Here is a 23565-nt window from a genome sequence, read left to right on the forward strand (position 1 = left end):
AAAATATGTCACGACCTAAAGTGATTGTCATCGTCCAGGAGGGCCGGCCGGTGCCACCCGTGGAACGTCTGAAGGACGAAGCGGAGGTGGTGGTGGTCCGGACGGCGGACGAGTTCCGGGCGGCGCTGCCGGGAACGGAGATCCTGTTCCTCAACGATTTCCGGACAAAGCTCCTGCGCGACGTTGGCCCGGGACAGTTGCGGTGGATCCACACCTCCAGCATCGGCGTCGACAGCCTCATGACCGAGGAGATCATCAACAGCGACATTGTTGTCAGCAACTCACGGGGCGTGTGCGAGAGGCCCATCGCGGAATGGGTCCTTGGCGTGCTGTTGATGTTCACCAAGGATCTGCGGCGAACCATCGAGCTGCAGCAGGCGCGGACATGGCAGCACCGGGAAACCGAGCCGTTGCTGGGCCGCAACGTGCTGGTGGTCGGCCCGGGACCGGTGGGACGCGAAACTGTATTGCTGTTGCGCGCGGCGGGCATGGAGGTGTCGGTGGTGGGCCGGACCGCCCGCGAGGACAAGCAGTTGGGCGCCATTGCCTCCTTCGTAGAGCTGGATGCGCTCCTTGGAAAGGCCCAGGACGTGGTGCTGACTGTTCCCCTCACGGAGGAGACCCGCGGCCTGTTCAACGCCGCCCGGTTCGATAAGATGCGTGCCGGTGCCCGGTTGGTCAACGTAGGCCGCGGGGCCGTGGTGGTGGAGCAGGACCTCCTCGATGCGATCGACGCAGGTCACTTGGGTGCGGCAGCCTTGGACGTTTTCGAGAACGAACCCTTGGCGGCCGAAAATCCGCTGTGGAGCCGCAGCAACATCCTGGTTTCGCCCCATGCCTCCGGTGACCTGATCGGGTGGCGCGGACGTGTGGTGGACTGCTTTGCAAAGAACCTGCAGCAGTGGAAGACAGGGCAGCCGCTGGGCGACGTCGTGGACCTGAAAAAGCTCGGCGGGACTGCTCCAAAAGGGCTGTCTCAAGCTGGTACAGTACTCCCACAATCCGCGTCGATAGTGTGATTCAGCACTCTAAATTTCGTGACGAGGATTACATGTCTAGCTCAATAAAAGGCAAGCCAATAACGCCTACCCAGACCCAGGAAAACAAGCTCAGCGGAAATATGGGGGTGGGCGAGCTCGTGATGAACGTGCTCGCGTTCTCTTCCCCGCTGACCACCGTTGCCGGCACCTTGCCCGTAATGCTACTTTTCAGCGGCCACACTGCTCCGGGGATTTATCTCCTGGTGACGCTGATGCTGCTGATCTTCTCGGTGGGGTTCGTCAAGATGAGCCGGAGCGTCGAGGCGCCAGGTGGCTTCTACTCCTTCGTCACCGCAGGGCTGGGAAAGCCGGCGGGGCTTGGCGGGGCGCTCTTGGCCCTGGTGGGCTACATCTTCATCGGATTCTTCGCGCCGTCCCTGTTCGCCCTCACGCTGCAGAGCTTTGTGGTCAATACCATGGGCGGTCCGGAAATCCCGTGGTATTGGTACGGGCTGGGCATCATCGTCATCACCACTATGTTGGCGTACAACCGGATCGACCTTTCTGCGAAGGTGCTAACAGTTGTCATGCTGCTGGAGTCCACCGTGGTCATCATCTTCGATGTTGCGGCGTTTGCCTCAGGCGATGTGTCCCAAGGCGTCGGATTCTCCATGCCTTGGATTACCGACGCCGGATTGGGCCTTGCACTGCTGTTTGCGGTTGGCAACTTCTTCGGTTTCGAGGCAACGGTCATTTACCGCGATGAGGTTAAGAATCCGGACCGGACGATTCCCCGGGCAACTTACCTGGCGGTGGTTGGCATCGGTCTGTTCTACGCGGCGGCCGCCTGGGCCTATACGGCATTCCTGGGAGCTGACCACGTTCAGGAAGAAGCCAAGGCCAACACGGTAAACCTGTTCAACGACGGCGCAACTGTTTTGGTTGGCAAGATCTTTGCAGACGTCGGGATTGTCCTGCTCATCACGTCCATCCTGGCTTCCATGCTGTCCATCCAGAACATCGCTGCGCGGTACAGCTTCTCGCTTGCCGCTGATGGGGCGCTTCCGAAGGCCCTGGGCCGGGTGCACCCCCGCCACAAGTCACCCTACGTTTCGGCAGTGGGCGTGGGCCTTCTCTGGGCCGTAGCCACAGTGGTTTTCACTGTGGTGGGAGTTGCTCCTGAAGCTCTTTACCCGATCGCGAGCGGTAGTGGCACTTTCTCCGTTCTGCTCTTGATGTTCATCACGAGCTTCGCTGTGCTGGTCTACTTTGTTCGCCGTCGCAGTTTCGCTCCGGAATCCGTATGGAAGACCATTGTGGCGCCAATAGTCAGCGTGATCTTCCTCGGCTTGATCACCTACCTGGCCATTGCGAATTACCCGGAACTGATCGGCGGTTCAGCCCTCATGACTGCGATTTTCATGACCTTCACTTTCGCCTTGTTCGTTGGCGGAATTATCTACGCGTACGTCCTGCGTTCAAAGCGTCCGGATGTTTATGCACGCTTGGGCCGGCAGAAAATCGACCAATGACACTTCAACACCTGGAGACTCAATGACGAAACAGATCAGAGTTGGCCTGTTCGGGACCGGCAGGATCGGTCAAGTACACGCCATGAGTTTGGCAACCTTGGAAGAAGCAACGTTGGCCTGGGTGTGCGATCCCTTTATAGAGGGTGCCAAGCGAACAGCCGCCGAATACGGTGGGCGCGTGAGCGACGATCCGGATGAGGTCTTTGCTTCCGGGGAAGTCGACGCCGTTATTGTCGCCTCTCCGACGGCCACTCACGTGGACCTCATTGAACAGTCGATCGACGCCGGGATCCCGGTTCTGTGCGAGAAGCCAATCGACCTTGAGATTGCGCGGGTCGATGCTCTCCGGGCCAAGGCGGCAGCTGCCGACCTTCCCATCGCACTGGGCTTCAACAAGCGCTTTGACAGGCATTTCGTGGAGCTCAGGCGGCGTGTGGGGGCGGGCGAGATCGGTGTCTTGGAACAACTGATTATCACCAGCAGGGATCCCGGAGAACCTCCTGCGGCGTACCTTCTTCAGTCCGGTGGGATCTTCCGGGACATGACCATCCATGACCTGGACATGGCTCGCTACTTCATCCCTGACATCGTGGAGGTCTCGGCCAAGGGAGCAAACGTCTTCAGCGACGCTATCCGCGCGGCCGATGACTTCGATTCGACCGTCGTCACGCTGCGTGGGTCCAAGGATGAACTCGTGACCATCCTCAATTCGCGGCACTCTGCGTACGGCTATGACCAGCGCATCGAGGCCTTCGGATCCGGGGGCTTGCTTCAGGTGGCGAACAAGAACGATAGCCTGGTCCGGCACTGGGGCGCCCGGTCCGTCGAGGGGATAGGTCCATACCAGAACTTCTTCCTGGAGCGCTACGCGGAGGCGTACCGGCTTGAAGTGGCAGAGTTCCTGCGCGCTGTCCGCGGGCTTCCCTCCCGGAGCCCCGGCTTCGAGGACGGCCGTGCGGCCCTGATTCTGGCTGACGCGGCGGAGAAATCCGCCCGGACCGGGGGAGCGATAGCAGTGGACCTCTCGGCCTGACCCTGGATTGCCCGGTTCGGGCACGGATTCTTTCGCAACAATCCGTGCCCGGGCCGGGCTTTGCCCTTTAAGGAAAGTGAATTGTTTCCCACGGCAACAATTCAAGGCGAGGCGGTGTTTCAAAGTGGCACATCTGCCGCATTCTCCGGTCCGCCAAAGTTCAAGTAAGTGAAACAGTGTGGCAAGGGTCACGCAGCTGCGGGGCTTCCTTGGAAATACCCCAAGTCTGCAAAGTCAAACAACGTCGTTTGATGGGCCATCTGTCAAAGGTGTTTCACCGGTTCATTTGCATGGCCCTATCAAAAGAGGATGAGATGACCGACGCACCACCGGCGACAGCTCCGCTAGTCGCCCTCAAGGACATACACAAGACATTCGGGGCGGTGTCCGCTTTACGCGGAGTCAGCATCGATGTCATGCCCGGCGAAACCTTCGCACTTCTTGGAGACAACGCCGCCGGCAAGTCAACGCTCATGAAAGTGCTGACGGGCGTTTACCAGCCTGACCGCGGTTCGATTGAGTTGGACGGGACGCGGACCGAGTTCCCAACGCCTTCCGCTTCCCGCGACCAAGGCGTCGAGATGGTGTACCAAGACTTTGCCTTGGCAGACAACCTCGATGTCCGGACCAATATTTTCCTGGGGCGGGAGCCGCAGAAGAACATCCTGGGTCCGCTGTTGAGGATCATCGACAGGAAGAAGATGGAATCCGAGACCAAACGGGTACTGGAACGCTTGGACATCCCCATCAACCCGCGCCTGAAGGTCAAGCGACTCTCCGGTGGCCAGCGGCAGGCAGTGGCAATCGGACGCGCCCTTGCCTTCGATGCACGCCTGATCATCATGGACGAGCCCACCGCGAACCTGTCTGTGGCCAAGGTGGACAAGCTCATCGAAGTAACCCAGCGCCTCAAGGACCTGGGCATCGCCGTCATCATCATCACCCACCGCCTCGACGAAGCCTTCGCAGTGGCAGACCGCTTCGCCGTCATGCGCCAAGGGCAAGTGGTGGGGCGGTTCCGCGTCGGCGAGGTTTCCGAAGCCCAAGTGGCCCACCTGATTTCCCACGGCACTCTGGACGACTACGTGGACACCGGCAGCGGCATCCCTGAGGAACGCCGCAGGATCGGAAGCACTTCATCAATGGAAACCGTTGATGCCCTGGCCGCGCGCGGTACGACGAACGGGAGCGACTCATGAGCATCACCATGGACAACATCAAGACCAAACTGGGCCCCGCCGACCTCAAGGAAGGCATGACCGCCACCAAGGTCAAGCGCTTCATTGGCGATTACGGAATCATCATCCTGTTCGTGGTGATCCTGGTCTTCCTCGCAGCAGCGGCGCCGAACTTCCTTACCCTGAACAACATCGTGAACGTCGTCAGGCAGTCCTCCATTATCGGACTGATCGCACTGGGAATGACCTTCATCATGATCACGGCAGGCATCGACCTGTCGGTGGGCTCCGTAGTCGGTCTGGCTGGAATGACCTTCGCCCTGCTCGCTCCTGCCAGCGGCGGCGCCTTTTGGCTCCCGCTGATCGCCGGACTTGGCGTCGGGCTGTTGGTCGGTTTCCTGAGCGCGGCGATGGTTGTCTGGGGAGCCATCCTTCCCTTCCTGGCCACTTTGGCCACCATGGCCATAGCCCGCACAGCAGCATTGGTGATCACAGACGGGCAGGTTGTCTCCGGCCTGAGCGGACCGGCCGAGTGGCTGGGATCCGGCTTCATTGGGCCCGTCCCGGTACCCGTGATCATTTTCCTGGTGGCCGCCATCATCTGCGAGTTCGTGCTGAGCCGAACCAAATTCGGCTCCCATGTCTACGCTGTGGGCGGCAATGAGGAATCGGCCAAGAAAGTCGGCATCTCCACCAGCCGCGTACTGTTCACCGTCTACCTCATTGGAGGCGTCACTGCCGCCCTTGGCGGACTCGTTCTCACAGCGCGTCTGGACGGCGCGGCGCCGGTGGCAGGTACCGGCTACGAACTCCAGGTGATTGCCGCCGTCGTCATTGGCGGAACGAGCCTCTTTGGCGGCGTGGGCACCATCCGAGGAACCGTCATCGGCGTGCTTCTGCTGGGCGTGGTGATGAACGGTATGAACCTGATGGGCGTTTCCTCCTACTTCCAGCAAGGCGTACAGGGCGTGATCCTGGTCCTCGCCGTCCTACTGAACCGCTGGAAGTCCGACTGACCCAGCAACAAACAACGCATCACAACAATCTCCCAACGCACAGACACAAACCACTGAAAGGAACAACCATGGGTATGCGACGTAAGATCGCCGCGGCGGTCGCCATGATGGCTGCAGGAGCACTCACCCTCACCGGGTGTGCCGGCAGCAGCAACGCAAGCAGCAGCGGAGGGGCGGCCAAGACCTACAACATCGGCGTTGTGGTCCTTGACCTGCAAGACCCGGACCTGGCCCACATGACCGAGGCCATGAAGAAGACGGCGGAGGAAAAGGGCGTCAAGCTCAACATCACCGACTCCAAGAAGGATGTCGGCAGTGAACTGAACCAGGTTGAGGACCTCCTCACCCGTCAGGTGGACGCCGTCATCATGCAGCCGCTGGACGGCGATGCGAGCCAGAACGCGGCCAAGCGGGTCATTGCGGCCAACATTCCGCTGTTCATCTTGTCTACCGAGTTCGCCGACGGATCGGACGTCGGCTACAAGAGCTACATCGGCGTGGATGACACCGTGGCCGGCCAGATGCAGGCCGAATACCTCAACAAGATGATGCCCAACGGCGGCAACCTCGTGTTCGCGGCAGGCATCTACGGTGCATCCTGGACCGACCGCCGCAAGTCCGGCTTCGACAAGACCATCAATAAGAACTTCAAGATCGTGGCCGAATTCCAGGCCAAGGGCAGCCGGGATGACGCCAAGCGCAACATGGAGGACACCCTTCAGCGCTTCCCGTCCGGCCAGATTGACGCGGTTGTGGCCAACAACGACGAAATGGCCATCGGTGCGGCTTCCGCCATTGCCGATGCGGGACGCACCGCGGAGTTCAAGGCAGTGGTTGGCGTCGACGGTACCGATCCCGCGTTGCAGGACATCAAGGCGGGCACCATGTCCGCAACGGTCCGCCAGGACTCCGCGGGACAGGGCGTCAAGGCCGTTGAGGTAGTGACTGACTTCCTGAACGGCGCAAACGTGGACAACCGCTACACGCTGCCGTTCACGCTCATCACCAAGGACAACCTGTCTGAGTTCCTGAAGTAACTCTCCTCCGGACACGGACTCAGTAACGGGCACAGTGGATCCCTCCACTGTGCCCGTTCTGTTTTGGCACACTCCGGCAGGGTAACCACCTGCCTAAAATTCCAGCGGACCACTACGAATTGGAGAAGGCGAACATGCCCCATAGTGACGATGGAGACACGAAAGTTGGGCAGGTGCTGGCCGTGTTGCGCGGGCAAGGCATCGAGGTGGATAACTCTCCGCGACGGCTCTCCGAGTACTCCTACGATGCGTCCAACTACCGTGTCCGGCCTGCCGCCGTCGTCTTTCCGGCCAGCGTCGACGACGTCAGGAAAGTGGTGCGCGAATGTTCCGCCCTGGGCGTCCCCATCACCCCGCGCGGCGGTGGAACGTCCATGGCGGGAAACGCCATCGGTGAGTCTTTGGTGATCGACCTCTCGCGCCGCTTGACGAACGTGGACGCGTTCGACGAGAGTAAGGGGGCGATTTGGTCGGACGCCGGCGTGGTCCTTGGTGAGCTGCGCTCCTACGTAGAGAAGGCGAGTGGCGGCGAGCTGACCTTCGCTCCGGACCCTTCTTCCATGACCCGTGCCACCATCGGCGGCTCTATCGGCAACGACGCCTGCGGTAACCACTCGGTGGCCTACGGACGAATGACCCAGCATGTGCAGGAAGTGGAAGTGATTACGGCCGACGGAGCGCACTTGCATGCGGGACGCGGCTTCATCCGGGCCGTGGACACGGGTGACCAGCACTCTGTTGTCCGGGCCGCGGAACTGCTGGCAGGCCTTAAGGAGTTGGCCCAAGCCAACCTGGCCTCGTTGCGGGTTGAGCTGGGAAACACTCCCCGGCAGGTGTCCGGCTACCACTTGGGACACCTCCTGCCCGAGCACGGCCTGGATGTCCCGGCCGCCTTGGCAGGCAGCGAAGGAACGTGCGCCCTGGTGGTTCGGGCCAAAGTGGGAATGGTGCCGAAGCCCCGGACCACGGCACTCCTGTGCCTTGGCTACGCGAACACCATCGATTCGGCACGCGATGTGATGACCATCCTCGCTGCCAAGCCGAGTGCCATCGAGGGGCTGGACGCATCGATCGTGGACATCATGCGCCACCGACGGGGTGCCGCGAGCGTCGACTCCCTCCCGCAGGGTAAAGCGTTCCTGATGGTTGAATTTCCTGGGGACACCATGGAACAGGCGGCCTCCGATTGTGAACAACTGTTGGAGAAACTCAACGCCGATGGCCGCGTTGTAGACCATGCGATCGTCACCCAGCCGGGCGAACGAGCCAAACTCTGGCGGGTCCGGGAAGACGGCGCCGGACTTTCCTCGCGCAGGATCGACGGAGTCCAGACCTGGCCCGGATGGGAGGATTCAGCCGTCGCTCCCGGGCGTTTGGCCGATTACCTCGCGGAACTGCTGCCCCTCGTGGAGAAGTACGGCTACACGGCCTTTATGTACGGGCATTTCGGAGCAGGTTGCGTGCACATGCGCCTGGACTACGACCTCCGAAGCGACACCGGGCGGGAGGCTTTCGAGAACTTCACCCGCGAAGCAGCGGCACTCGTGGTGGCCCACGGCGGCTCGCTTTCGGGGGAACATGGCGACGGCCGGGCACGCAGCGAACTGCTGGACGTGATGTATTCGCCCACGATGCTGGCCACCTTCAAGGCGTTCAAACACCTCTGGGATCCTGCCGGAGTCCTCAACCCTGGAATCATCGTGGACCCCGAGCCCTTCGCTGCTTCGCTGGCTCTTGACGGCGCGCCCGAGCCGGGTCCAGCGCACGGTGAGCCGGCCGCAGTGCTGGGTGCCGACGTCGTACCTTCTTTAGCTGGCCGCAACCTGCTGCCGGTGGTGAGCCCGTTCGTAGGCAATACCCACGCGTGCATCGGGGTTGGGCGCTGCCGTGCGACCACCGGCGGCTTCATGTGTCCCAGCTACCGTGCCACCAAGGACGAGAAGGACTCCACGCGAGGCCGGGCAAGAGTCCTCCAGGAACTTACCCGCACCAAAGGCACCAGCCACGACGGCTGGTCAAACCCGGAGGTCCGGGAAGCCCTGGATTTGTGTCTGTCCTGCAAGGCCTGCTCGGCTGACTGCCCCACCGGGGTAGATATCGCAGAGGCCAAGTCGGAACTGGTGGATGAGCACTATCGCGGGAAGATCCGACCCTTTACGCATTATTCGATCGGTTGGCTGCCGCGGTGGCTACCACTTTTGACGCGCATTGCGCCTATCGCCAACGCGGGGACCGGCTTCCGGCCGTTTCGGTGGGTGGGCGAAAAGTTGGGCATTAGCGCACGACGGCGGCTCCCGGCCTTTGCGGTGTCGGGCCGTATCCGGCGGCGGGTGGACGAGGCCGTATTTACGGACGACGCAGACGTTCTGCTCTTTATCGACAGCTTCACCCGGGCCTTCCGGCCCGAAGTGGTCCCGGCCGCAGCCCGGGTGCTGCGCGCATCGGGCAGTTCTGTGGGCTGCACACCCGACGCCTGCTGCGGACTGACGTGGATCTCCACGGGTCAACGCGGGGGAGCGCGACGCCGGCTGGCCCGGTTGATCAGCAGGCTCGACGACGGCACGGATCGCGATATCGTGGTGCTGGAACCCAGCTGCGCGGCGGCCATCCGGGACGAAGGTCCCAAGATGGTGGGCGGTGCAGCAGCCGCGCGCGTGGCTGCCCGGATCCGCTCGTTCTCCGTGGCTGTCGATGAGGCTATCAAACGTGGCTGGAAGCCGTCCGCCGTTCCCCCCAAAACCGCTGTACTGCAAACCCATTGTCACGAGCATGCGGTCTTCGGTTCGGGCGCACAAAAACGGGTCCTGGAGGCGTGGGGAGTACCCAACATTGTGGAGTCGTCCTCGTGCTGTGGAGTGGCCGGAAACTTTGGCTTTGAGGCCGAGCACTTCGACATGTCCATGAAGGTGGCCGATCACTCCATTGCGCCGGCGCTGGAGAGCAGCGACGGGCTTGTCCTCACCGACGGTTTCAGCTGTGCCATGCAGGTATCGCAAATTGATCCGGAACGCTCCAGCAAGCATCTGGCGATTGCCTTGGATCCCCTGAGTGCCCGATGGACGGAGAACTAGGTGGCGTATCTCGGCATTTTCCTCATTCTGGTGGCGGCGGGGTTGCGTTTGGCAGGCGGGCATTTAGCCGGACCGTCCCGCGGGCCCCGGGTAACGGCCAGCTTCCGTGGCGTCCACGCTGTTCCCTTGGGAGCTGCTGCTTTCCTGGTGGCTGCCAGCGGGGTCTTTATCTTCGCTGTGGGCATCAGCGTAGACGGTTGAGCCGTGTCTCAAACTGACACGGTTGCTTCGGGGTCCCGTGACAGATGCTGGAAGTGACCCAATAGCCCCATTACTTTTGAGAGTTGATCTCGATGATGAACAGGAAGCTCGCGCAGGGACGGCATGTTGAATGGTTGCGGGCATCGGCACACTTCAATGAAACCGATCTCGGTGAACGGACCGACCTTCAGCTGAAGCGCTCCGGGAAACTCGTTCACCGTCTCCTCCAAGACATGGCAGGAGGCCGCGACAGCGACGCCTCGCCGTGGCCAACGCCGGGCACCTAGCCCCTCAAGCCGCGGGTCCGTAGCGTTTGTTCCTGGCACTGTGTCCAAGCGCTACGGCCCGCTTCCTTTACGCCAGGAGGCAGAGTTGGGCATTCGTGGATCCGCGGTCAGGGCAGTTTCGCCGCAAGCGGCGTCCGGGGCCTGGGAGGCCTCGCCAACGTCCTACGTGTTGCCTGTCGACTTCGGCGGTTTCGCGGGGCCAGACCTGGCTACGGCTTGCCTGCTCCTCGATATGCCACCGCGAACTATGATCAGGCGCCTGTGCAGGACCAAGCACACCGTCAGGTCGTTCGCTGCACCCGCGGCCTCCGCCCTGATAGAGATTCCGTGGGGGAGGCATTGGCACCAAATGGCCTACGCCGGCAGACGGATCAAAGCGGTCCCTCAGGGCTCCCTTACCCTTTCTGTCCTCGGCGTCACTCTCACCAGCTGCGACGGGTACACGGACGACCTCGTGGTGGGCCGAGTACGGGAGTGTTTTGCTGACTGTCTCATCGGTAGAGGTGACTCTGTGTGGTTTAGGTCTTCTCAACCTAACGACTGTTAGTTAGACTCATTCCGTTACGACCCTTTTGAGGATGAAATGAGTCCATCTCCGCGTGAGCAGGCGAACGCTCCTGTCCGGGAATTCCTGTCCAAACGCGACTGGTCGGCACAGACGCCCGCCAGGAGGCGGATCCTCGTAGCTTTCCTCCGGCTGGCTGCCGCCAACGGTTACAACTCAGTGAGCATGCGTACGCTGGGCCGCGAGTTGGGCCTGAAGGCGCCAAGCCTCTATTCCAGCTTTCCGCAGGGCAAGGACCAGATCGTGGCCGAATCGCTCCTGTGGTTCACCCACGGATTCGCCCGTGACCTCCTTGATGCAGTGCAGGAAGCTTCGTGTGCGGGAGACTACTGGGCGGCCCTTGTCCGTTTCCATGTCGCCCAGCAAGTGAGCACGCCCGAGGCTGATCTTTGGAATCTACTGGTTGCTTCGGACAAGGTGGCAGGGTTCCTTGGTCAAGGACTGCGTGAAGAGCTGGCCTTTTGGCAGAGCCTGCACGAGGAGATGTATACCGCTGCGGCCGAAGAGATGGGACTCGCGGTCACGCGGCAAACAATCCAAGCCATTTTTACGCTGCTCGACGGGGCCGCTCACTGGTCCGCTTGGGACGGCACGGTGGCTCATCTGGAAAGCCTGGCGGACCACGGGGTGGCCCTCAGCCGTTCCTTGCTTGAGGCGGGGACCCCAAGCCCGTTGGGGGGCATAGCCGGGCTGTCCCAACATGACACAACGCCCTCCCTTGCCCCGTCGATACTGTGATTCAGAACTCAATATTTAGTGACGAGGATTACATGAATAACACCACTCTTGACGCACCAAAGGTGTCGCGTCAGACCCAGGAGAACCGGCTCAGCGGCAACATGGGAGTGGGCGAACTCGTGATGAACGTGCTCGCTTTCTCTTCGCCCCTGGCCACGGTGGCCGGAACGCTGCCGGTCCTGCTCATGTTCAGCGGGCAAACTGCACCGGCCATCTACTTGCTCGTGACGCTCATGCTGCTGATCTTCTCGGTGGGATTTGTCAAGATGAGCCGGACCGTCAAAGGCCAGGGTGGCTTCTACTCCTTTGTCACAGCTGGACTGGGCAAGCCGGCCGGCCTCGGGGGCGCTTTCCTGGCACTGTTTGGCTACATTTTCATCGGATTCTTTGCGCCATCATTCTTCGGGGTGACGCTTCAGGGATTCGTTCTTAATACCCTTGGCGGTCCAGACATCCCTTGGTACTGGTATGCGCTGGCCATTACTGCCGTAACTACTGTGCTGGCCTACAACCGCATCGATCTGTCGGCCAAGCTGCTGACCATTGTGATGCTGCTTGAAGTGGCGATCATTGTCGTGTTCGACGTCGTTTCGTTCTCGGCCAACGGACTAGGGGCAGTGCAGAGTGCAGGGTTCGCTCTGCCGTCCATCACTGACGCAACCCTTGGCCTGGCACTGCTTTTCGCCGTTGGCAATTTCTTCGGGTTCGAAGCCACCGTTATCTACCGGGACGAGGTCAAGAACCCGGACAAGACCATCTCTCGCGCCACGTATCTGGCCGTGGCTGGCATCGGCATCTTCTATGCAGTGGCAGCGTGGGCCTTCATCGCCTTCTTCGGTGCGGACAAGATCCAGGCCGAGGCAGAGAACAACACGGTGAATTTCTTCAATGACGCACTCGTCGGCCTCGTGGGCAGGATCTTCGCCGACGTCGCCGTCGTTCTGCTCATCACGTCCGTCTTGGCTTGCATGCTGTCGATCCAGAACATCGCTGCACGGTACAGCTTCGCGCTGGCCTCGGACCACGCCTTGCCTTCTTTCCTAGGCCGGGTGCATCCCAGGCACAAGTCGCCGTACGCCTCGGCACTGGCCGTAGGTATTGTGTGGGCGGTAGCAATCGTGCTGTTTGCAGTCGTCGGGGTGGCTCCGGAGGTGCTGTATCCGATCGCCAGCGGTAGCGGAACCTTCGCCGTGCTGCTCCTGATGTTCATCACAAGCTTCGCTGTCCTGGTGTACTTTATCCGTCGCCGCGGCTTCGCTCCGGAATCAATCTGGAAGACGGTCATCGCACCTTTCATCAGCGTGCTGTTCCTGGGCGCTATCACCTATCTGGCTATTGCCAACTACCCGGAGCTCATTGGCGGCTCAACGGTTATGACGGCCATCTTCATGACTTTCACCTTCGCGCTTTTCTTCGGCGGCATCGTCTACGCCTTCTTCCTGCGGACAAAGCGGCCCGACATTTACGCGCGCTTGGGTCGCCAAAGGATCGACTGATTCGAACTCCCTATAGGCGCCGGTCCGGGTCACCTTCCATGAGATCGCCTACCCATGGCAGGTATCCGCGGTGGAAGACCATTCCCTTTGGCAGCCCGTCTACGGAAACCGATGAGCCGGATATTTTGATATTGATCCTGCCCTCACCGATCGGCGCGTTGGCGATGTGCAAATCGCCGTAACTTTCTGGAAGGACAGGGTCCATCCAGATGCCGCCCTGGGATACGTCGGGATCGTAGCGCATGAGAGTGGACACCAGCATGATGGGTGCAGTGGCGGCCCACGCCTGTGGCGAGCAGGCAGTGGGGTAGGGCACGGGAGCTGAGAACGCCTCCCGACTGAAGCCACAGAACAATTCCGGCAGCCGGCCATCGGAGAACTCTGCAGCCTCCAGCAACGCCGTCGAGATACGTTGCGCTTCCTCCACGAAGCCATACCGCATAAGGCCTACCTGGATAATGGCGTTGTCGTGCGGCCAGACAGATCCGTTGTGGTAGCTGACGGGGTTATAGGCGTCCATGTCGTCAGCCAGGGTACGCACTCCCCAGCCGCTGAACATTCGATCAGACATGAGGTGCTCTACTACGCGCGGTGCCTTGTCGTCGTCGACAATGCCGGTGGCCAGACAGTGTCCCATGTTGGAGGCGCAGGCATCGACCGGACGCTTGTAGCGGTCCAGGGCGATTGCGAAGTAGCCCTTTTCCGGCAACCAAAACAGTTCATTAAACTGCTGCTTCAGGCGTACAGCGCGGGCGCGGAGTTGGGCCGCTTTGGCCTCGTCGCCGACCTCGTGCGCCATCCAAGCCGATGCTAAACATGCGCTGTAAACATAGCCCTGCACCTCGCTCAGCGCTATTGGGGCTTCGGCTAGCGTTCCGTCGGCGAAGTTAATGCCGTCCCATGAGTCTTTCCATCCTTGGTTGATGAGGCCTCTATCGTTAAGGCGGGCGTATTCGACGAAGCCGTCTCCATCTCTGTCGCCGTAATTCCAGATCCAGTCCATGGCGCGGTCCGCATGGGGCTGCAGGTCAGCGATGGTCTCTTTAGCGAAACCCCATCGGCTGACTTCGCCCAATACCATCAGAAATAGCGGCGTAGCATCGACGCTCCCGTAGTACGCCGACTTTCCGCCAAGGGCAAGGCCACTGGATACGTCCAGACGTACCTCGTGGAGGATCTTTCCGGGTTCTTCCTCGCTCAGGGGATCTACGACACTGCCTTGCAGGTCCGCTAGCGTTTGTAACGTACCCAGTGCCAAGGAGGGATCAACCGGAAGTGCCATTGTCGAGGCCCAGAGAGAGTCCCGGCCGAAGAGTGCCATGAACCACGGCGCCCCTGCAGCAACTACCACGCGCTCGGGATGCTTCGGGTCCTCGATCCGCAATGCCCCCAAGTCTTCATAGCTGCGCCGCAGCGTTCGTTCGATGGACCGATTGCCCATGTGCACCAGGGGGATTTTGGCCACCCACTCCTGCCGCCGACGGTCGCGTGGCGAAAGGGCGTCTTTGCCGGAGTGAACACGGGGCAGAATGTCTTCCACGCCCCACGGCGCCACCCTAAGCCGCGCGTTCCAGTGTCCGTGCGGAGGAACGGTCGTCCGGTACGTCACGGCCTTGGGCGTCACCACTGCGGCGGGGCCGCCGTCGATATTGACGCCCTTGGTAATGTCCTGCCATGTTGCCCGGATGATCAGCGAGTGGGCCTCCACTTGCCGGGTTTCCTGCCAGGTTCGCTGCACGTGCGCCTCCTTGACTTCGAAGAGGTCCGCAAAATCCGACTCAACCGTCAGCGCGATGACACACTCCGCGGGCAGTCCAGAGTAATTCCGGACGGTGATCTGCTCGGTGATGCCAGTGCCCACTTCCCGTAGTCGTTCCACGACCAGCGGGCTGTCTGCCCTCCCGTCCCGGCGTGCCACTCGACCTGCAAAGAGAACCCGGTAAGGCTGTTTGACGTCCGCTGCAAGCGCCTCAACGGGTTGTCCGTTCACCGAAAGCTTCCAACAAGACAGGATGCGTGTGTCTTCGTAGAAAACGCCATGCGGAAGGCCCGGAACTATGTCCCCATTGGTTAACGAGATGCAGAAGTTGGATCCTTCCACCAGCGTGACGGCCGCGCCCAATGCTCCGGCCGCCGTGTCAGCATTCCACCCAGCCATTGCGGCTCCTTTGAGGATCGACATCGGAGTGGTCGTTCACGGATGCTCACCGTCACAGTGCCATCTGATGCCTCGTCGTCAGTATTTCTGACGCTACGCTTGTCGTCGCGTGGGTACTAGCCTTCAGCCGGCTCACAGTACGGGTTTGGTGAGTCAGTCTCCGGGGCCGATGATGTTCGGTCGAACCTCTAGGCGCCCCCAGACAGTACGGGGTTTCGCGTTTGGTAGCTCGTCCAAGAGCGATGTCTGATATCGATGTCCGCTTCCTGCTTTAGCGAGCCAGTGCTTGGGCTGGGCTGATCGTTGTGGCTTTGGCCGCAGGCCAGGCGCCTGCGAGCACACCAGCCGTCGTTCCTGCGGCTACGGACAACAGAAGAGTAACGGGATCTAAGACGGGGACCCATCGATTAATTGCCGAAACAACGATAGTAGTGATCAGTCCAAGGGCCGAGCCTATGAGCCCGCCGAACGTGCCTAGGGCCACTGTTTCCCCTAAAAGCTGCATGAAGATATCACCCCTACGCGCACCGAGGGCTCGCCGCAAACCAATTTCGGGAGTTCGAAGAACCACGCTTGCGGCAGTTGCGTTAGCGATAGATACGGCTCCGATTGCGAGCGTGATCAGGCTGACCATCAGGCTGAGTTGAGTCACACTCCCTTCAATCTCCTGCCGGAGTGTCTTGGGGTCCGGTGGGGCTGCAATTTGCAGAAGTTTAGGGTTGTTCGGAGTTACCGCGTAAGGGACCTGTTCTCCAACTTGGGCAGCAGCCCCAGCGACGGTTTCGATTAGTATTTGACGTTTCGGGACTTGGTCCCCGGAGACGGCGTTTTTTTGGAAGCTGGAAACCGGAATGATTGCTCCGCCGGCAAGAGCTGGAATTCTCTCTGTGTCGCTGTAGATACCAATGACTGTGTATCCGAGGTCGTTGATGAATACAGCGGCTCCTGTTTGCGTGACGCCGATCTTCTGAGCGAGGGACTTAGAGAGCATGATCACCGGATCAGCTCTCGATTCATGCCCGGAATCGAAGAGCCGCCCCATCAGCACGTGGGGAGCGACCGCAGCAAGGGAGCCTTCATCCATACCGTACATTTCCACAGGGACAGGCTGACTCTGTTCTACGAAAAATCGATTGACGTCGATGGCACTCGCTGACATGATCCTGCCCGCGTGTTCCACGCCGCTAAGGTTGCGAATTTCAGTCACGGCCGATGGCGAGAACCAAGTGTCCGCTTGCTGGACGCTTTCGTCCTTGGAACCGGCTGCAGTGTCGGCCACGACTGTAACCTCGGTGGCACGTCTGACGTCAAATGCTGTAGAAACCTGGTTGCTCGCCGTACCTGTGATTCCGAGCGTCGCAACGAAGGCGGCGCAGCCAAGTAGGGTGCCGACTGCCGTGAGGAGCGATCTCGAATAGTTGCGGCTTACAGAACGCCAAGATTCGACTATGAGATCCCGCAAGGTCAGACGTGTCGGTCTCAAGCCCAGGCTTGCTGCCCGAAGCCGCCGTGATTTCCGCATGGCAAGTGGGTTTCGTGAGCGCCGGTTAGACATGTTGAAGAGACTCATTTTCGTTGATGACTCCGTCCTGGACGGTGATGCAACGCTTCATTTGCTGCGCTAGATGCTGGTCGTGCGTCACCATGACGACGGTGAGCCCTGATTCGTTTAACCCGTCTAGGAGGTCCATCACCAGTCTTGTGTTCTTGCTGTCTAGATTGCCTGTGGGCTCGTCGCAGAACAGAACGCGTGGTTCCATGGCGATGGCTCGTGCAATTGCCGCTCGTTGCCGTTCACCGCCGGAAAGGTGCCTCGGGTCGGCATGTGCTCGGTGTCCGAGTCCCAAACGTTCCAAAGCCCTAGTAGCCCGATCTACACGCTCTTTCGGTTTAACGTTCGCGTACACCATCCCTAGCTCGACGTTCTCAGCGAGCGTGCGTCCTGCTAGGAGGTGGAATGCCTGAAATACAAATCCGAACCTCTGTCCCCGAACTGTTCCCCGAATGAGATCGTCTTCAACTGCCACCTCGACGCCCTGCAGCTTGTAGCTCCCCACCGTCGGAGCGTCTAGTAAACCCAGCATGTTGAGTAGCGTCGACTTCCCAGATCCTGACGGCCCGACGATTGCTATCTGGTCTCCCTCGTAGATGCGGAGACGGGTGGGGCTAAGTGCCACTACAGGCACGACGCCAGGGTATGTTTTGGACAGGTCGGTCAGCTCGATGAGTGGGACGTCTGTTTTACCCCTATTCAAAGGATCTTCCAACTATGACTCGGTCTCCTTCACCTAACTGCGAGGGGTCTGTTGGGGTGACCTTGACCCATCCGTCCACGTTTGTACCCACGCTGACCTCTATGGTTTCGTCGGGTCTGGTGGCAGGGATAACGTAACTGGTCCCATTGGCGTTGGAGTAGACGGCAGTGATGGGGATTACCAGAACGGGTTGCAGCTCACCGCCTGTCGTTACAGCTACTTTTTGGGTTGATCCAGCTGCGCCTACTGGCGGTATCGATGAACTGTCGAGAAACCTTAGGTCTATCCGTACACCGGTTCCCAGTCCCGCTATTTCGCCAGGTTCCGTTCCCATCGACTGGACTTCCATGTCGATCACCGTGCCGCCGTCGATGCTGGTGAGTTGTGCCTTGTCGCCAACTTTGAGGGTGGCGGCTCGTTCGGGTGAGGTCGAAGCGGTCACGATATTGCTTCCACCGTCCAGTGTCATTAGGGGCGCGTCTGCTGCAATGATCTTGGATCCGATGCTGACCGTGAGGCTCGTAAGGACATTCTCGGATTTTGGAACAGTGGCAATATTCCGAGCGGGGAGGTAAGCGACCTCTCTAACCGATGAACCACTTCCAGTCGCTGGTCCTTCATCAGAAAGACCGGTGCTGAAGGTGGGCGCTTTTCTTGGAACTTCGTAGCCTAGGTCTGCATAGAGCCTAGTAAGACCTGCTTGCGTCGCAGCGTCAAACACTGAATTTTGGCTAGTTGAATAACCAAGGGCTGCGAGGGAAAGCTGTAGCTGCGCTACGTCTGGCCCAGTATTGCCTGCTTCGATGTCGCGATAGGCCGGAAACGGCCAGTTCATTGCGATGAGTGGCTCACCATTAGTTTCAAGAACTACAGCGCCGACGCCGAATCGGCTTCCGATGCTGAGCGGAGTTGCCGTCACGACAGGAGCCTTAGCGATCAGTGCATCTGAAGGCTTAAATGCGAAACTCGGGCCCGGCGACACAACGCCACGCATGACAACCTGCGAGGTCAAGGATCGCTTTTCCACGACTGCCGTGACAGGTTCCGCAGGTGGTGGCGAGGCATCACCAGCTATCTGAGCCGGCGACTTGAGCAGCGGCAATGCGATCAGTGCCACCACAACCAGCAGAGCTACAAGCAGTCCACTGATACCCATCCAAAGAATAGCCCGACGACGACTATCTTTTGGCGCGTTGGGGCGCGGCGAACCGTTCCTGCTGTCAGTGGTCGAATCAAGTGATTCAAACTCGGGCTCATTGGTGCTCATGTACTACTCCAGACGTACAACCCCGGCACAGCTGCCAGTGCTGCTGATATGGCCAACCTACGCGCTAACTCTGTTGAGTTGCCGCTGCGGCCGATTTTGCTAGCTCTCTAATCAAAGGGTTCAATTCGGACAATTGCCCTTCCTGGGCAGCTATTGCCGAAGCTTTGGCATCCGTCAGAGTTCGCTGCCACTCACGCTGTGCCCCTATATCCACGGAGCACTGGTACATCACCTCAGCGGCCCGTGACTCCTCAGAAGTAGGCATGTACGCTGTGCCGGGACGCCCCGGGTTGATGACTACGCTGCCGCCCTTAGTCAGATCAGGCCAAGGAGGTTCGGACGCGTTACCAGTTGGAATCTGAAAATCGACCTGCCAGACAGGGTTCTTGTTGGGTCCGTCCTTGTCGACAGGTGTTCCTTTTTCGGACATGCAGGCAAAAACGCGATCGTTGAGGGCGGGCCTTATCTTTTCTGCAGCAGCGTTGAGCTCACTCGCGAGTGTGTTGCCGAGAGCAGTGTAGTTGCGGATCAAGGACGCGTCTCCGCCGATCTTCTTCACAGCCCAGCCATGGCAATCCTGTTGGACAGCAGAGAATGCTCCATCCATGACTACTACTGAGCGAACGAGTGGCGTCAGATCGTGTCCAAACCCGCGCATTCTGGCTTCTTCAGCGGAAGTACGCCACGGCACTTCGCCGTACGAGTTGAACGTGGAGGAAAAGTCAGGCGTCTCAGCCAACGTCCGGAAATCATCGGCTTTCTGATCCGGAAGAACCTCAAGGAATTCAGGGTAACCATTTGATGCATAGCACTTGAATTGCAGTTCAGTAAGAGACGAGTTTATGTTCAGCAGTTCCTTGCTTAGATAACCGTTATAGGGATCATTTTTATCGACACTCGTCGAAGGGGGGCTGTAGGGCCTACTTGCCTGGGGTGTGCTGGATGCTGTGACGTTCGGGGGACTGGAGCAGGCTGCCAGTCCAAGTACAGAAATGGTGACTGAAGTCTTAAGAATGTTGCTGAGCTTCATGAGAATTTAGGAGACAACCTTCCGGCATTGTCTGGTGAAACTAGTTGGTTCCGGGCGATGCCATTAGGCATCGCCCGGGAACTTGCCTCTAGCGGATGTGAACGGTGATGACGTTCACTGCTCCACCAAAACTACCGCGCCACCATTTGGGACGCAGCGGTGAGGTGGTCTCGGGTGTAATGCTCGACTTGTACGTCACCATGCCCGAGTTGTTTCCCGTTGAGAGGGTGATCGTGTTCAGCACTGTCACGTACACATCGCCATAGTTGGCAAAGCAGAACGCTTCGCCATTGGTCTTAATGGTTTGGTAGTACGCGTTGCTGTTGCACGGCGTCACCATGTTGGCCGCCTGAGCGCCGGGTGCGGTGAACAATACGGCGGAAGCGGCAACTGCTAGCCCTGCCCCGAGTGTTTTAAAGGTTCTACTGATTTTCATAATCAACCGATCATTTTGGACTAATTAACATTAGGTCCGCTCCCTTGCAGTGTTCTTTATAAAGCTGAAGAACTCTCCCCCCCAAAGGGATTCGTTCGCATCAAGTGCAAACCAGTACTAACATACTACATTTTTCTAGAGGGGAAACTCTAAGTAAGCACGGTCAGCGGGCGCTGTTTGACATGAATGTTTCTAATACTTGTGTTATTGTCCGGCGGCATTTCTCAGGCTGTGAACTGGCACGGGAGATGATCACGTGAATACCGTTCGACTCGAGTCCTACCTTCGCAGCGCTGGCATAGCGAGGAGCCTGCGTAGCTACAGTGCTTATCTCGATTGGAGGGGCCACCTGCGATTGACATCCGATTCGAGAACTTGGCATGTCATTGCACTCTGAGCGTTAGGGTGTGTCTCCTAAAGCGGTCAGCCAGATGCTGGCGGCCCGGAGGACGGCTCCGCCGCGGTAGGTCAGGGCGAGTTTGTCGTAGCGTGTTGCCAGTGCGCGCCACTGCTTGTAGGTGTTGAAGTTCCGTTCGACGACGTTGCGGCCCTTGTAGTCCTCCTTGTTGAAAGCCGGTGGTCGGCCGCCGGTGGATCCACGTCGTTTTCGATGGCCGATCTGGTCGGACGGTTGCGGGATGACCGCCACGATGCCGCGGTCGCGCAGGTGTGTCCGGATCGCCTTGGATGAGTAGGCCTTGTCACCGCGGACACGGTCCGGGCGAGTTCGAGGCCTGCCCGGACCGACACGGTTGATCTTCAACTGCTCCGTCAAGTGAGGAAACATCGGCGCATCTCCGCCCTGCCCGGGAGCGACCAGCAGCACCAACGGCCTGCCCTTACCGTCGACGATGGCGTTTATTTTGGTACTCAAACCACCGCGGGAACGGCCAATCGCATGATCGTCCGGCTTATCAAACAGATTCATGTAATTCGAACAGGCCCCCTGTGGGGCGGGGAAGGTTGGTCCATGCTGGTGGGCACGGTTCACCGTCGAGTCAACGGAGATCGACCAGTCCACCTCACCGCGGGCATCAGCGACCGTCAGCAGCCCGGCCAGGATCCTGTCCCAGGTACCGTCACCGCTGTAGCGCCGGTGACGCTTCCAAATCGTCTGCCACGGACCAAACGCGGCCGGCATGTCCCGCCAAGCAATCCCGCACCGATACCGGTAAATGATGCCCTCCACCACCCGGCGGTCGTCCCGGAACGGACGACCCCGCCGCCCAGCGGACGAGGGCAGCAACGGCTGAATGCGGGCCTACTGCCCATCAGTCAAAACAGAACTAGGAGACACCCATCAAGTTTCCCCGACCAGAACTCCAGAATTTAGGAGACACGCCCAAGGTGCGCTTGCCGGAGTCAGCGTTCCGGATGAGTCCGTTTTCTGCACCTGTACGACAAGTCTTGCCTTGGCCACGGCCGCGCGCGGTATTGAGCGTGGAAGCTTGCCACTGGCGTGGCGCTTTGGTACATCCCGAAGCCCTGGGCGGTCGGGACGGGTCTGTCTGCGCAAAGCGTCTTAGGCCGAAGGAGCGACGGAGGCAGCGGCGGATGCTTGCCACGCCGAGGGCAGATGCCGCAGCAGCCCGCAGGAGTGGAGCGGGTGGCCCGGCGGTGGCCTGGCGCAGGCTTCGGGATCGGACCAGTACGCAGACGGCGAGGACGAGTGTTGCTTCTGCAGCCTGGACTCCCGTGGCGAAGACAAGTACATAAGGGCCGTCGGCTCGGGCCGGAGTAGCTGCGAGTGTGTGGCTCACGGCGAGCGAGGTGAAGCCGGGTGTGCGGATGGCCGTTAGCTCTGCACCGTCCGGGATGGCGAGCGGAGCCCTGCGCCACGGACGAAGGCTACCGAGCATACAAAACGCTTCCGATGTGCGAAAACGTCCGGCAATCCAGGCGAGTCTTCGCAGGTACTTGTACTCTCGTGAGTTCAATGCCGAAATTGAATCTTCCGTCAAGCTGGCTGGCGAGGGCTGCAATCAGGGAATGTCTAGTCGGTTTCTGTATGCGGTGTTCTTGTTGGGTGTTCCAGCCTGCAATGATGCCGGCTCCGAGCATGTGGTCGGTGAGGCGTGCGGAGCGGTAGCCGGGGTCGGTTTCGAGGGCGAGTTGGAGGTATTGGTGTGCTTTGGATCCTCTGCCTTCCCACCAGTTGATGTAGCCGATGGTGGTGAGGATGGGTGCTGCGTGTTCAGGGCTGATGAGCGTGTAGGCGTTGGTGAGGAGTTGTTTGGCCCATTCGACGCGTGACCAGTCCGGCGCTGTTCCGGTTTGGGCGAAGAGGATGCGTTCGGGTAATTCGTCGATGCCGGGGATGACTGCCATGAGCCGGTCCCGGACGTGCGGGAACTGGAAATACGCGACGAGCTTCAGGGCGTCCTTATCGGTGGGGTAGTCCTTGCTGTCGAGCATGCTGATCCAAAGCTGGTGGGCTTCCTGGGTGGCTGCCGTAGTCTCTCCACTGAGGATGGTTTGTTTGTAGTGTTCGACGGCGGTCGCGTACTCGCGCTGGTCGGTCGCCGCGGGGAGGGTCACCTGATTCGTGGGTTCGATGGTGCTGCCGCGGTAGATGAACTCGGCGTTGACCTGACTGTATTCGGTGCTGCTGAGGGGGATGGCGATGTTGTCACCGGGCTGGGTGTCGTAGGGGGAGTAGGTGGTGGCGGTGACGTAGATGCCGTCGCGGATGGTGATGCCTTCGTGGGCGAGGACTCCGGTAAGGGCTGCGATGGTGGCCCGGTGGGGTCTTGCTTCGCCTGGCTCTGGGGTTTGGGTGGTGTCGAGGGCGAAGACGATGCCGGTGACTCGTTCGTCGGATGTGAGGTAGGCGGCGACAGTGCGGGCGAAATGGACCTCGTAGCCTGGTTGTTTGGGCAGGTCGATGCGGAGGGTAGCGCCGACTTTGTCTTTGTCGAGGGTGATGCAGACGAGGCTTTCTTGTGGCCAGAATCCGAGGGTGTGGCCGATGAAGCTGAGAAGGTCAGCTGGGTCCTTGATGGTGAGCGCATTCATTTTCCTGTCTCCTCTTGCCTTTTCTGTTGTCTCACGTGATTCGGAGTGGTGGCCCTTCGAATCCGACGATCGTGGTGTCAGCAGTAGGCCCTCGACAGCGTGGGGATATCCAGAAAGCTGAGCGGCGGATTCGCATCTGGTATTCATGGGGATCGATGGTTGCTGCATCATGATCGTGAACGGTCGAAGTTTCATGGCACGTCGACAGCTCCACGCGAGGGACAGTGGTCCGGCTGTGATGCGTGGCGGCGCGCACGGGCCTCGGACGCA

At 59.9% G+C, this 23565-nt stretch carries 20 protein-coding genes; 11 read left to right on the forward strand and 9 right to left on the reverse strand.

Going from position 1 to position 23565, the window contains the following annotated elements:
- Window positions 1–5: 5 nt before the first annotated feature.
- From AB4Z15_RS08330 to AB4Z15_RS08380, 11 genes are all read left to right on the forward strand, one after another.
- Window positions 6–1019, forward strand: coding sequence for a D-2-hydroxyacid dehydrogenase (locus AB4Z15_RS08330; protein ID WP_442016900.1), 1014 nt, complete (start codon window positions 6–8; stop codon window positions 1017–1019).
- A 32-nt stretch (window positions 1020–1051) separates the two neighbouring features.
- Complete coding sequence (locus tag AB4Z15_RS08335) at window positions 1052–2512, forward strand: APC family permease (protein ID WP_442016901.1); 1461 nt, start codon at window positions 1052–1054, stop codon at window positions 2510–2512.
- Between the two features lie 22 nt (window positions 2513–2534).
- Window positions 2535–3545, forward strand: coding sequence for a Gfo/Idh/MocA family oxidoreductase (locus AB4Z15_RS08340; RefSeq protein WP_442016902.1), 1011 nt, complete (start codon window positions 2535–2537; stop codon window positions 3543–3545).
- A gap of 314 nt (window positions 3546–3859) precedes the next feature.
- Entirely contained in the window at window positions 3860–4744 is an 885-nt protein-coding gene (locus tag AB4Z15_RS08345; protein WP_442016903.1) for an ATP-binding cassette domain-containing protein, read from the forward strand.
- Window positions 4741–5739 carry an ABC transporter permease gene (locus AB4Z15_RS08350; RefSeq protein ID WP_442016904.1) on the forward strand — a complete coding sequence of 333 codons (999 nt, stop codon included), beginning with the start codon at window positions 4741–4743 and terminating at the stop codon, window positions 5737–5739. Before AB4Z15_RS08345 ends, AB4Z15_RS08350 begins: the two co-directional genes overlap by 4 nt.
- Window positions 5740–5807: 68 nt before the next feature.
- Entirely contained in the window at window positions 5808–6776 is a 969-nt protein-coding gene (locus AB4Z15_RS08355; protein ID WP_131134401.1) for a sugar ABC transporter substrate-binding protein, read from the forward strand.
- Window positions 6777–6910: 134 nt separating this feature from the next.
- Window positions 6911–9847, forward strand: coding sequence for an FAD-binding and (Fe-S)-binding domain-containing protein (locus AB4Z15_RS08360; protein WP_442016905.1), 2937 nt, complete (start codon window positions 6911–6913; stop codon window positions 9845–9847).
- Window positions 9848–10048: a hypothetical protein gene (locus tag AB4Z15_RS08365; RefSeq protein ID WP_131134403.1), complete on the forward strand. Its 201-nt coding sequence runs from the start codon at window positions 9848–9850 to the stop codon at window positions 10046–10048.
- A gap of 92 nt (window positions 10049–10140) precedes the next feature.
- A complete protein-coding gene (locus AB4Z15_RS08370; RefSeq protein ID WP_131134404.1) occupies window positions 10141–10335 on the forward strand; it encodes a hypothetical protein in 195 nt (64 codons plus the stop codon).
- 583 nt (window positions 10336–10918) lie between these two features.
- Window positions 10919–11638 carry a TetR/AcrR family transcriptional regulator gene (locus AB4Z15_RS08375; protein ID WP_442016906.1) on the forward strand — a complete coding sequence of 240 codons (720 nt, stop codon included), beginning with the start codon at window positions 10919–10921 and terminating at the stop codon, window positions 11636–11638.
- A gap of 32 nt (window positions 11639–11670) precedes the next feature.
- Complete coding sequence (locus AB4Z15_RS08380) at window positions 11671–13134, forward strand: APC family permease (RefSeq protein WP_442016907.1); 1464 nt, start codon at window positions 11671–11673, stop codon at window positions 13132–13134.
- 10 nt (window positions 13135–13144) lie between these two features.
- Here AB4Z15_RS08380 and AB4Z15_RS08385 read toward each other — a convergent pair whose 3' ends face one another.
- The 9 genes from AB4Z15_RS08385 to AB4Z15_RS08425 form a co-directional block, all read right to left on the reverse strand.
- The gene (locus tag AB4Z15_RS08385) at window positions 13145–15292 is read right to left on the reverse strand and encodes an amylo-alpha-1,6-glucosidase (RefSeq protein WP_442016908.1); all 2148 of its coding nucleotides are present in this window, start codon (window positions 15290–15292) and stop codon (window positions 13145–13147) included.
- A 271-nt stretch (window positions 15293–15563) separates the two neighbouring features.
- Complete coding sequence (locus AB4Z15_RS08390; RefSeq protein WP_442016909.1) at window positions 15564–16862, reverse strand: ABC transporter permease; 1299 nt, start codon at window positions 16860–16862, stop codon at window positions 15564–15566.
- A complete protein-coding gene (locus AB4Z15_RS08395) occupies window positions 16840–17559 on the reverse strand; it encodes an ABC transporter ATP-binding protein (RefSeq protein ID WP_442016910.1) in 720 nt (239 codons plus the stop codon). Before AB4Z15_RS08395 ends, AB4Z15_RS08390 begins: the two co-directional genes overlap by 23 nt.
- Window positions 17540–18466 carry a hypothetical protein gene (locus AB4Z15_RS08400; RefSeq protein WP_442016911.1) on the reverse strand — a complete coding sequence of 309 codons (927 nt, stop codon included), beginning with the start codon at window positions 18464–18466 and terminating at the stop codon, window positions 17540–17542. Before AB4Z15_RS08400 ends, AB4Z15_RS08395 begins: the two co-directional genes overlap by 20 nt.
- Before the next feature lie 412 nt (window positions 18467–18878).
- On the reverse strand, window positions 18879–19844 hold the full coding sequence (locus AB4Z15_RS08405) for a hypothetical protein (protein ID WP_442016912.1): 966 nt from the start codon (window positions 19842–19844) through the stop codon (window positions 18879–18881).
- Window positions 19845–19932: 88 nt separating this feature from the next.
- Window positions 19933–20280 carry a beta/gamma crystallin domain-containing protein gene (locus AB4Z15_RS08410; RefSeq protein ID WP_442016913.1) on the reverse strand — a complete coding sequence of 116 codons (348 nt, stop codon included), beginning with the start codon at window positions 20278–20280 and terminating at the stop codon, window positions 19933–19935.
- A gap of 400 nt (window positions 20281–20680) precedes the next feature.
- Window positions 20681–21535, reverse strand: a complete 855-nt coding sequence (locus AB4Z15_RS08415) for an IS5 family transposase (protein WP_442016951.1) — start codon at window positions 21533–21535, stop codon at window positions 20681–20683.
- Between the two features lie 31 nt (window positions 21536–21566).
- On the reverse strand, window positions 21567–22139 hold the full coding sequence (locus AB4Z15_RS08420) for a hypothetical protein (protein WP_442016914.1): 573 nt from the start codon (window positions 22137–22139) through the stop codon (window positions 21567–21569).
- On the reverse strand, window positions 22129–23295 hold the full coding sequence (locus AB4Z15_RS08425; protein WP_442016915.1) for a DUF4192 domain-containing protein: 1167 nt from the start codon (window positions 23293–23295) through the stop codon (window positions 22129–22131). Before AB4Z15_RS08425 ends, AB4Z15_RS08420 begins: the two co-directional genes overlap by 11 nt.
- Window positions 23296–23565 lie beyond the last annotated feature (270 nt).

The organism is Paenarthrobacter sp. 2TAF44, from assembly GCF_052114885.1.
Classification (GTDB): domain Bacteria; phylum Actinomycetota; class Actinomycetes; order Actinomycetales; family Micrococcaceae; genus Arthrobacter.

Bases quoted from the DNA above. Each gene is read 5' to 3' on its own strand.
- AB4Z15_RS08330 (WP_442016900.1), top strand. From the start codon at position 6: ATGTCACGACCTAAAGTGATTGTCATCGTCCAGGAGGGCCGGCCGGTG.
- AB4Z15_RS08335 (WP_442016901.1), top strand. From the start codon at position 1,052: ATGTCTAGCTCAATAAAAGGCAAGCCAATAACGCCTACCCAGACCCAG.
- AB4Z15_RS08340 (WP_442016902.1), top strand. From the start codon at position 2,535: ATGACGAAACAGATCAGAGTTGGCCTGTTCGGGACCGGCAGGATCGGT.
- AB4Z15_RS08345 (WP_442016903.1), top strand. From the start codon at position 3,860: ATGACCGACGCACCACCGGCGACAGCTCCGCTAGTCGCCCTCAAGGAC.
- AB4Z15_RS08350 (WP_442016904.1), top strand. From the start codon at position 4,741: ATGAGCATCACCATGGACAACATCAAGACCAAACTGGGCCCCGCCGAC.
- AB4Z15_RS08355 (WP_131134401.1), top strand. From the start codon at position 5,808: ATGGGTATGCGACGTAAGATCGCCGCGGCGGTCGCCATGATGGCTGCA.
- AB4Z15_RS08360 (WP_442016905.1), top strand. From the start codon at position 6,911: ATGCCCCATAGTGACGATGGAGACACGAAAGTTGGGCAGGTGCTGGCC.
- AB4Z15_RS08370 (WP_131134404.1), top strand. From the start codon at position 10,141: ATGATGAACAGGAAGCTCGCGCAGGGACGGCATGTTGAATGGTTGCGG.
- AB4Z15_RS08375 (WP_442016906.1), top strand. From the start codon at position 10,919: ATGAGTCCATCTCCGCGTGAGCAGGCGAACGCTCCTGTCCGGGAATTC.
- AB4Z15_RS08380 (WP_442016907.1), top strand. From the start codon at position 11,671: ATGAATAACACCACTCTTGACGCACCAAAGGTGTCGCGTCAGACCCAG.
- AB4Z15_RS08385 (WP_442016908.1), bottom strand. From the start codon at position 15,292: ATGGCTGGGTGGAATGCTGACACGGCGGCCGGAGCATTGGGCGCGGCC.
- AB4Z15_RS08390 (WP_442016909.1), bottom strand. From the start codon at position 16,862: ATGAGTCTCTTCAACATGTCTAACCGGCGCTCACGAAACCCACTTGCC.
- AB4Z15_RS08405 (WP_442016912.1), bottom strand. From the start codon at position 19,844: ATGAAGCTCAGCAACATTCTTAAGACTTCAGTCACCATTTCTGTACTT.
- AB4Z15_RS08410 (WP_442016913.1), bottom strand. From the start codon at position 20,280: ATGAAAATCAGTAGAACCTTTAAAACACTCGGGGCAGGGCTAGCAGTT.
- AB4Z15_RS08420 (WP_442016914.1), bottom strand. From the start codon at position 22,139: ATGCTCGGTAGCCTTCGTCCGTGGCGCAGGGCTCCGCTCGCCATCCCG.
- AB4Z15_RS08425 (WP_442016915.1), bottom strand. From the start codon at position 23,295: ATGAATGCGCTCACCATCAAGGACCCAGCTGACCTTCTCAGCTTCATC.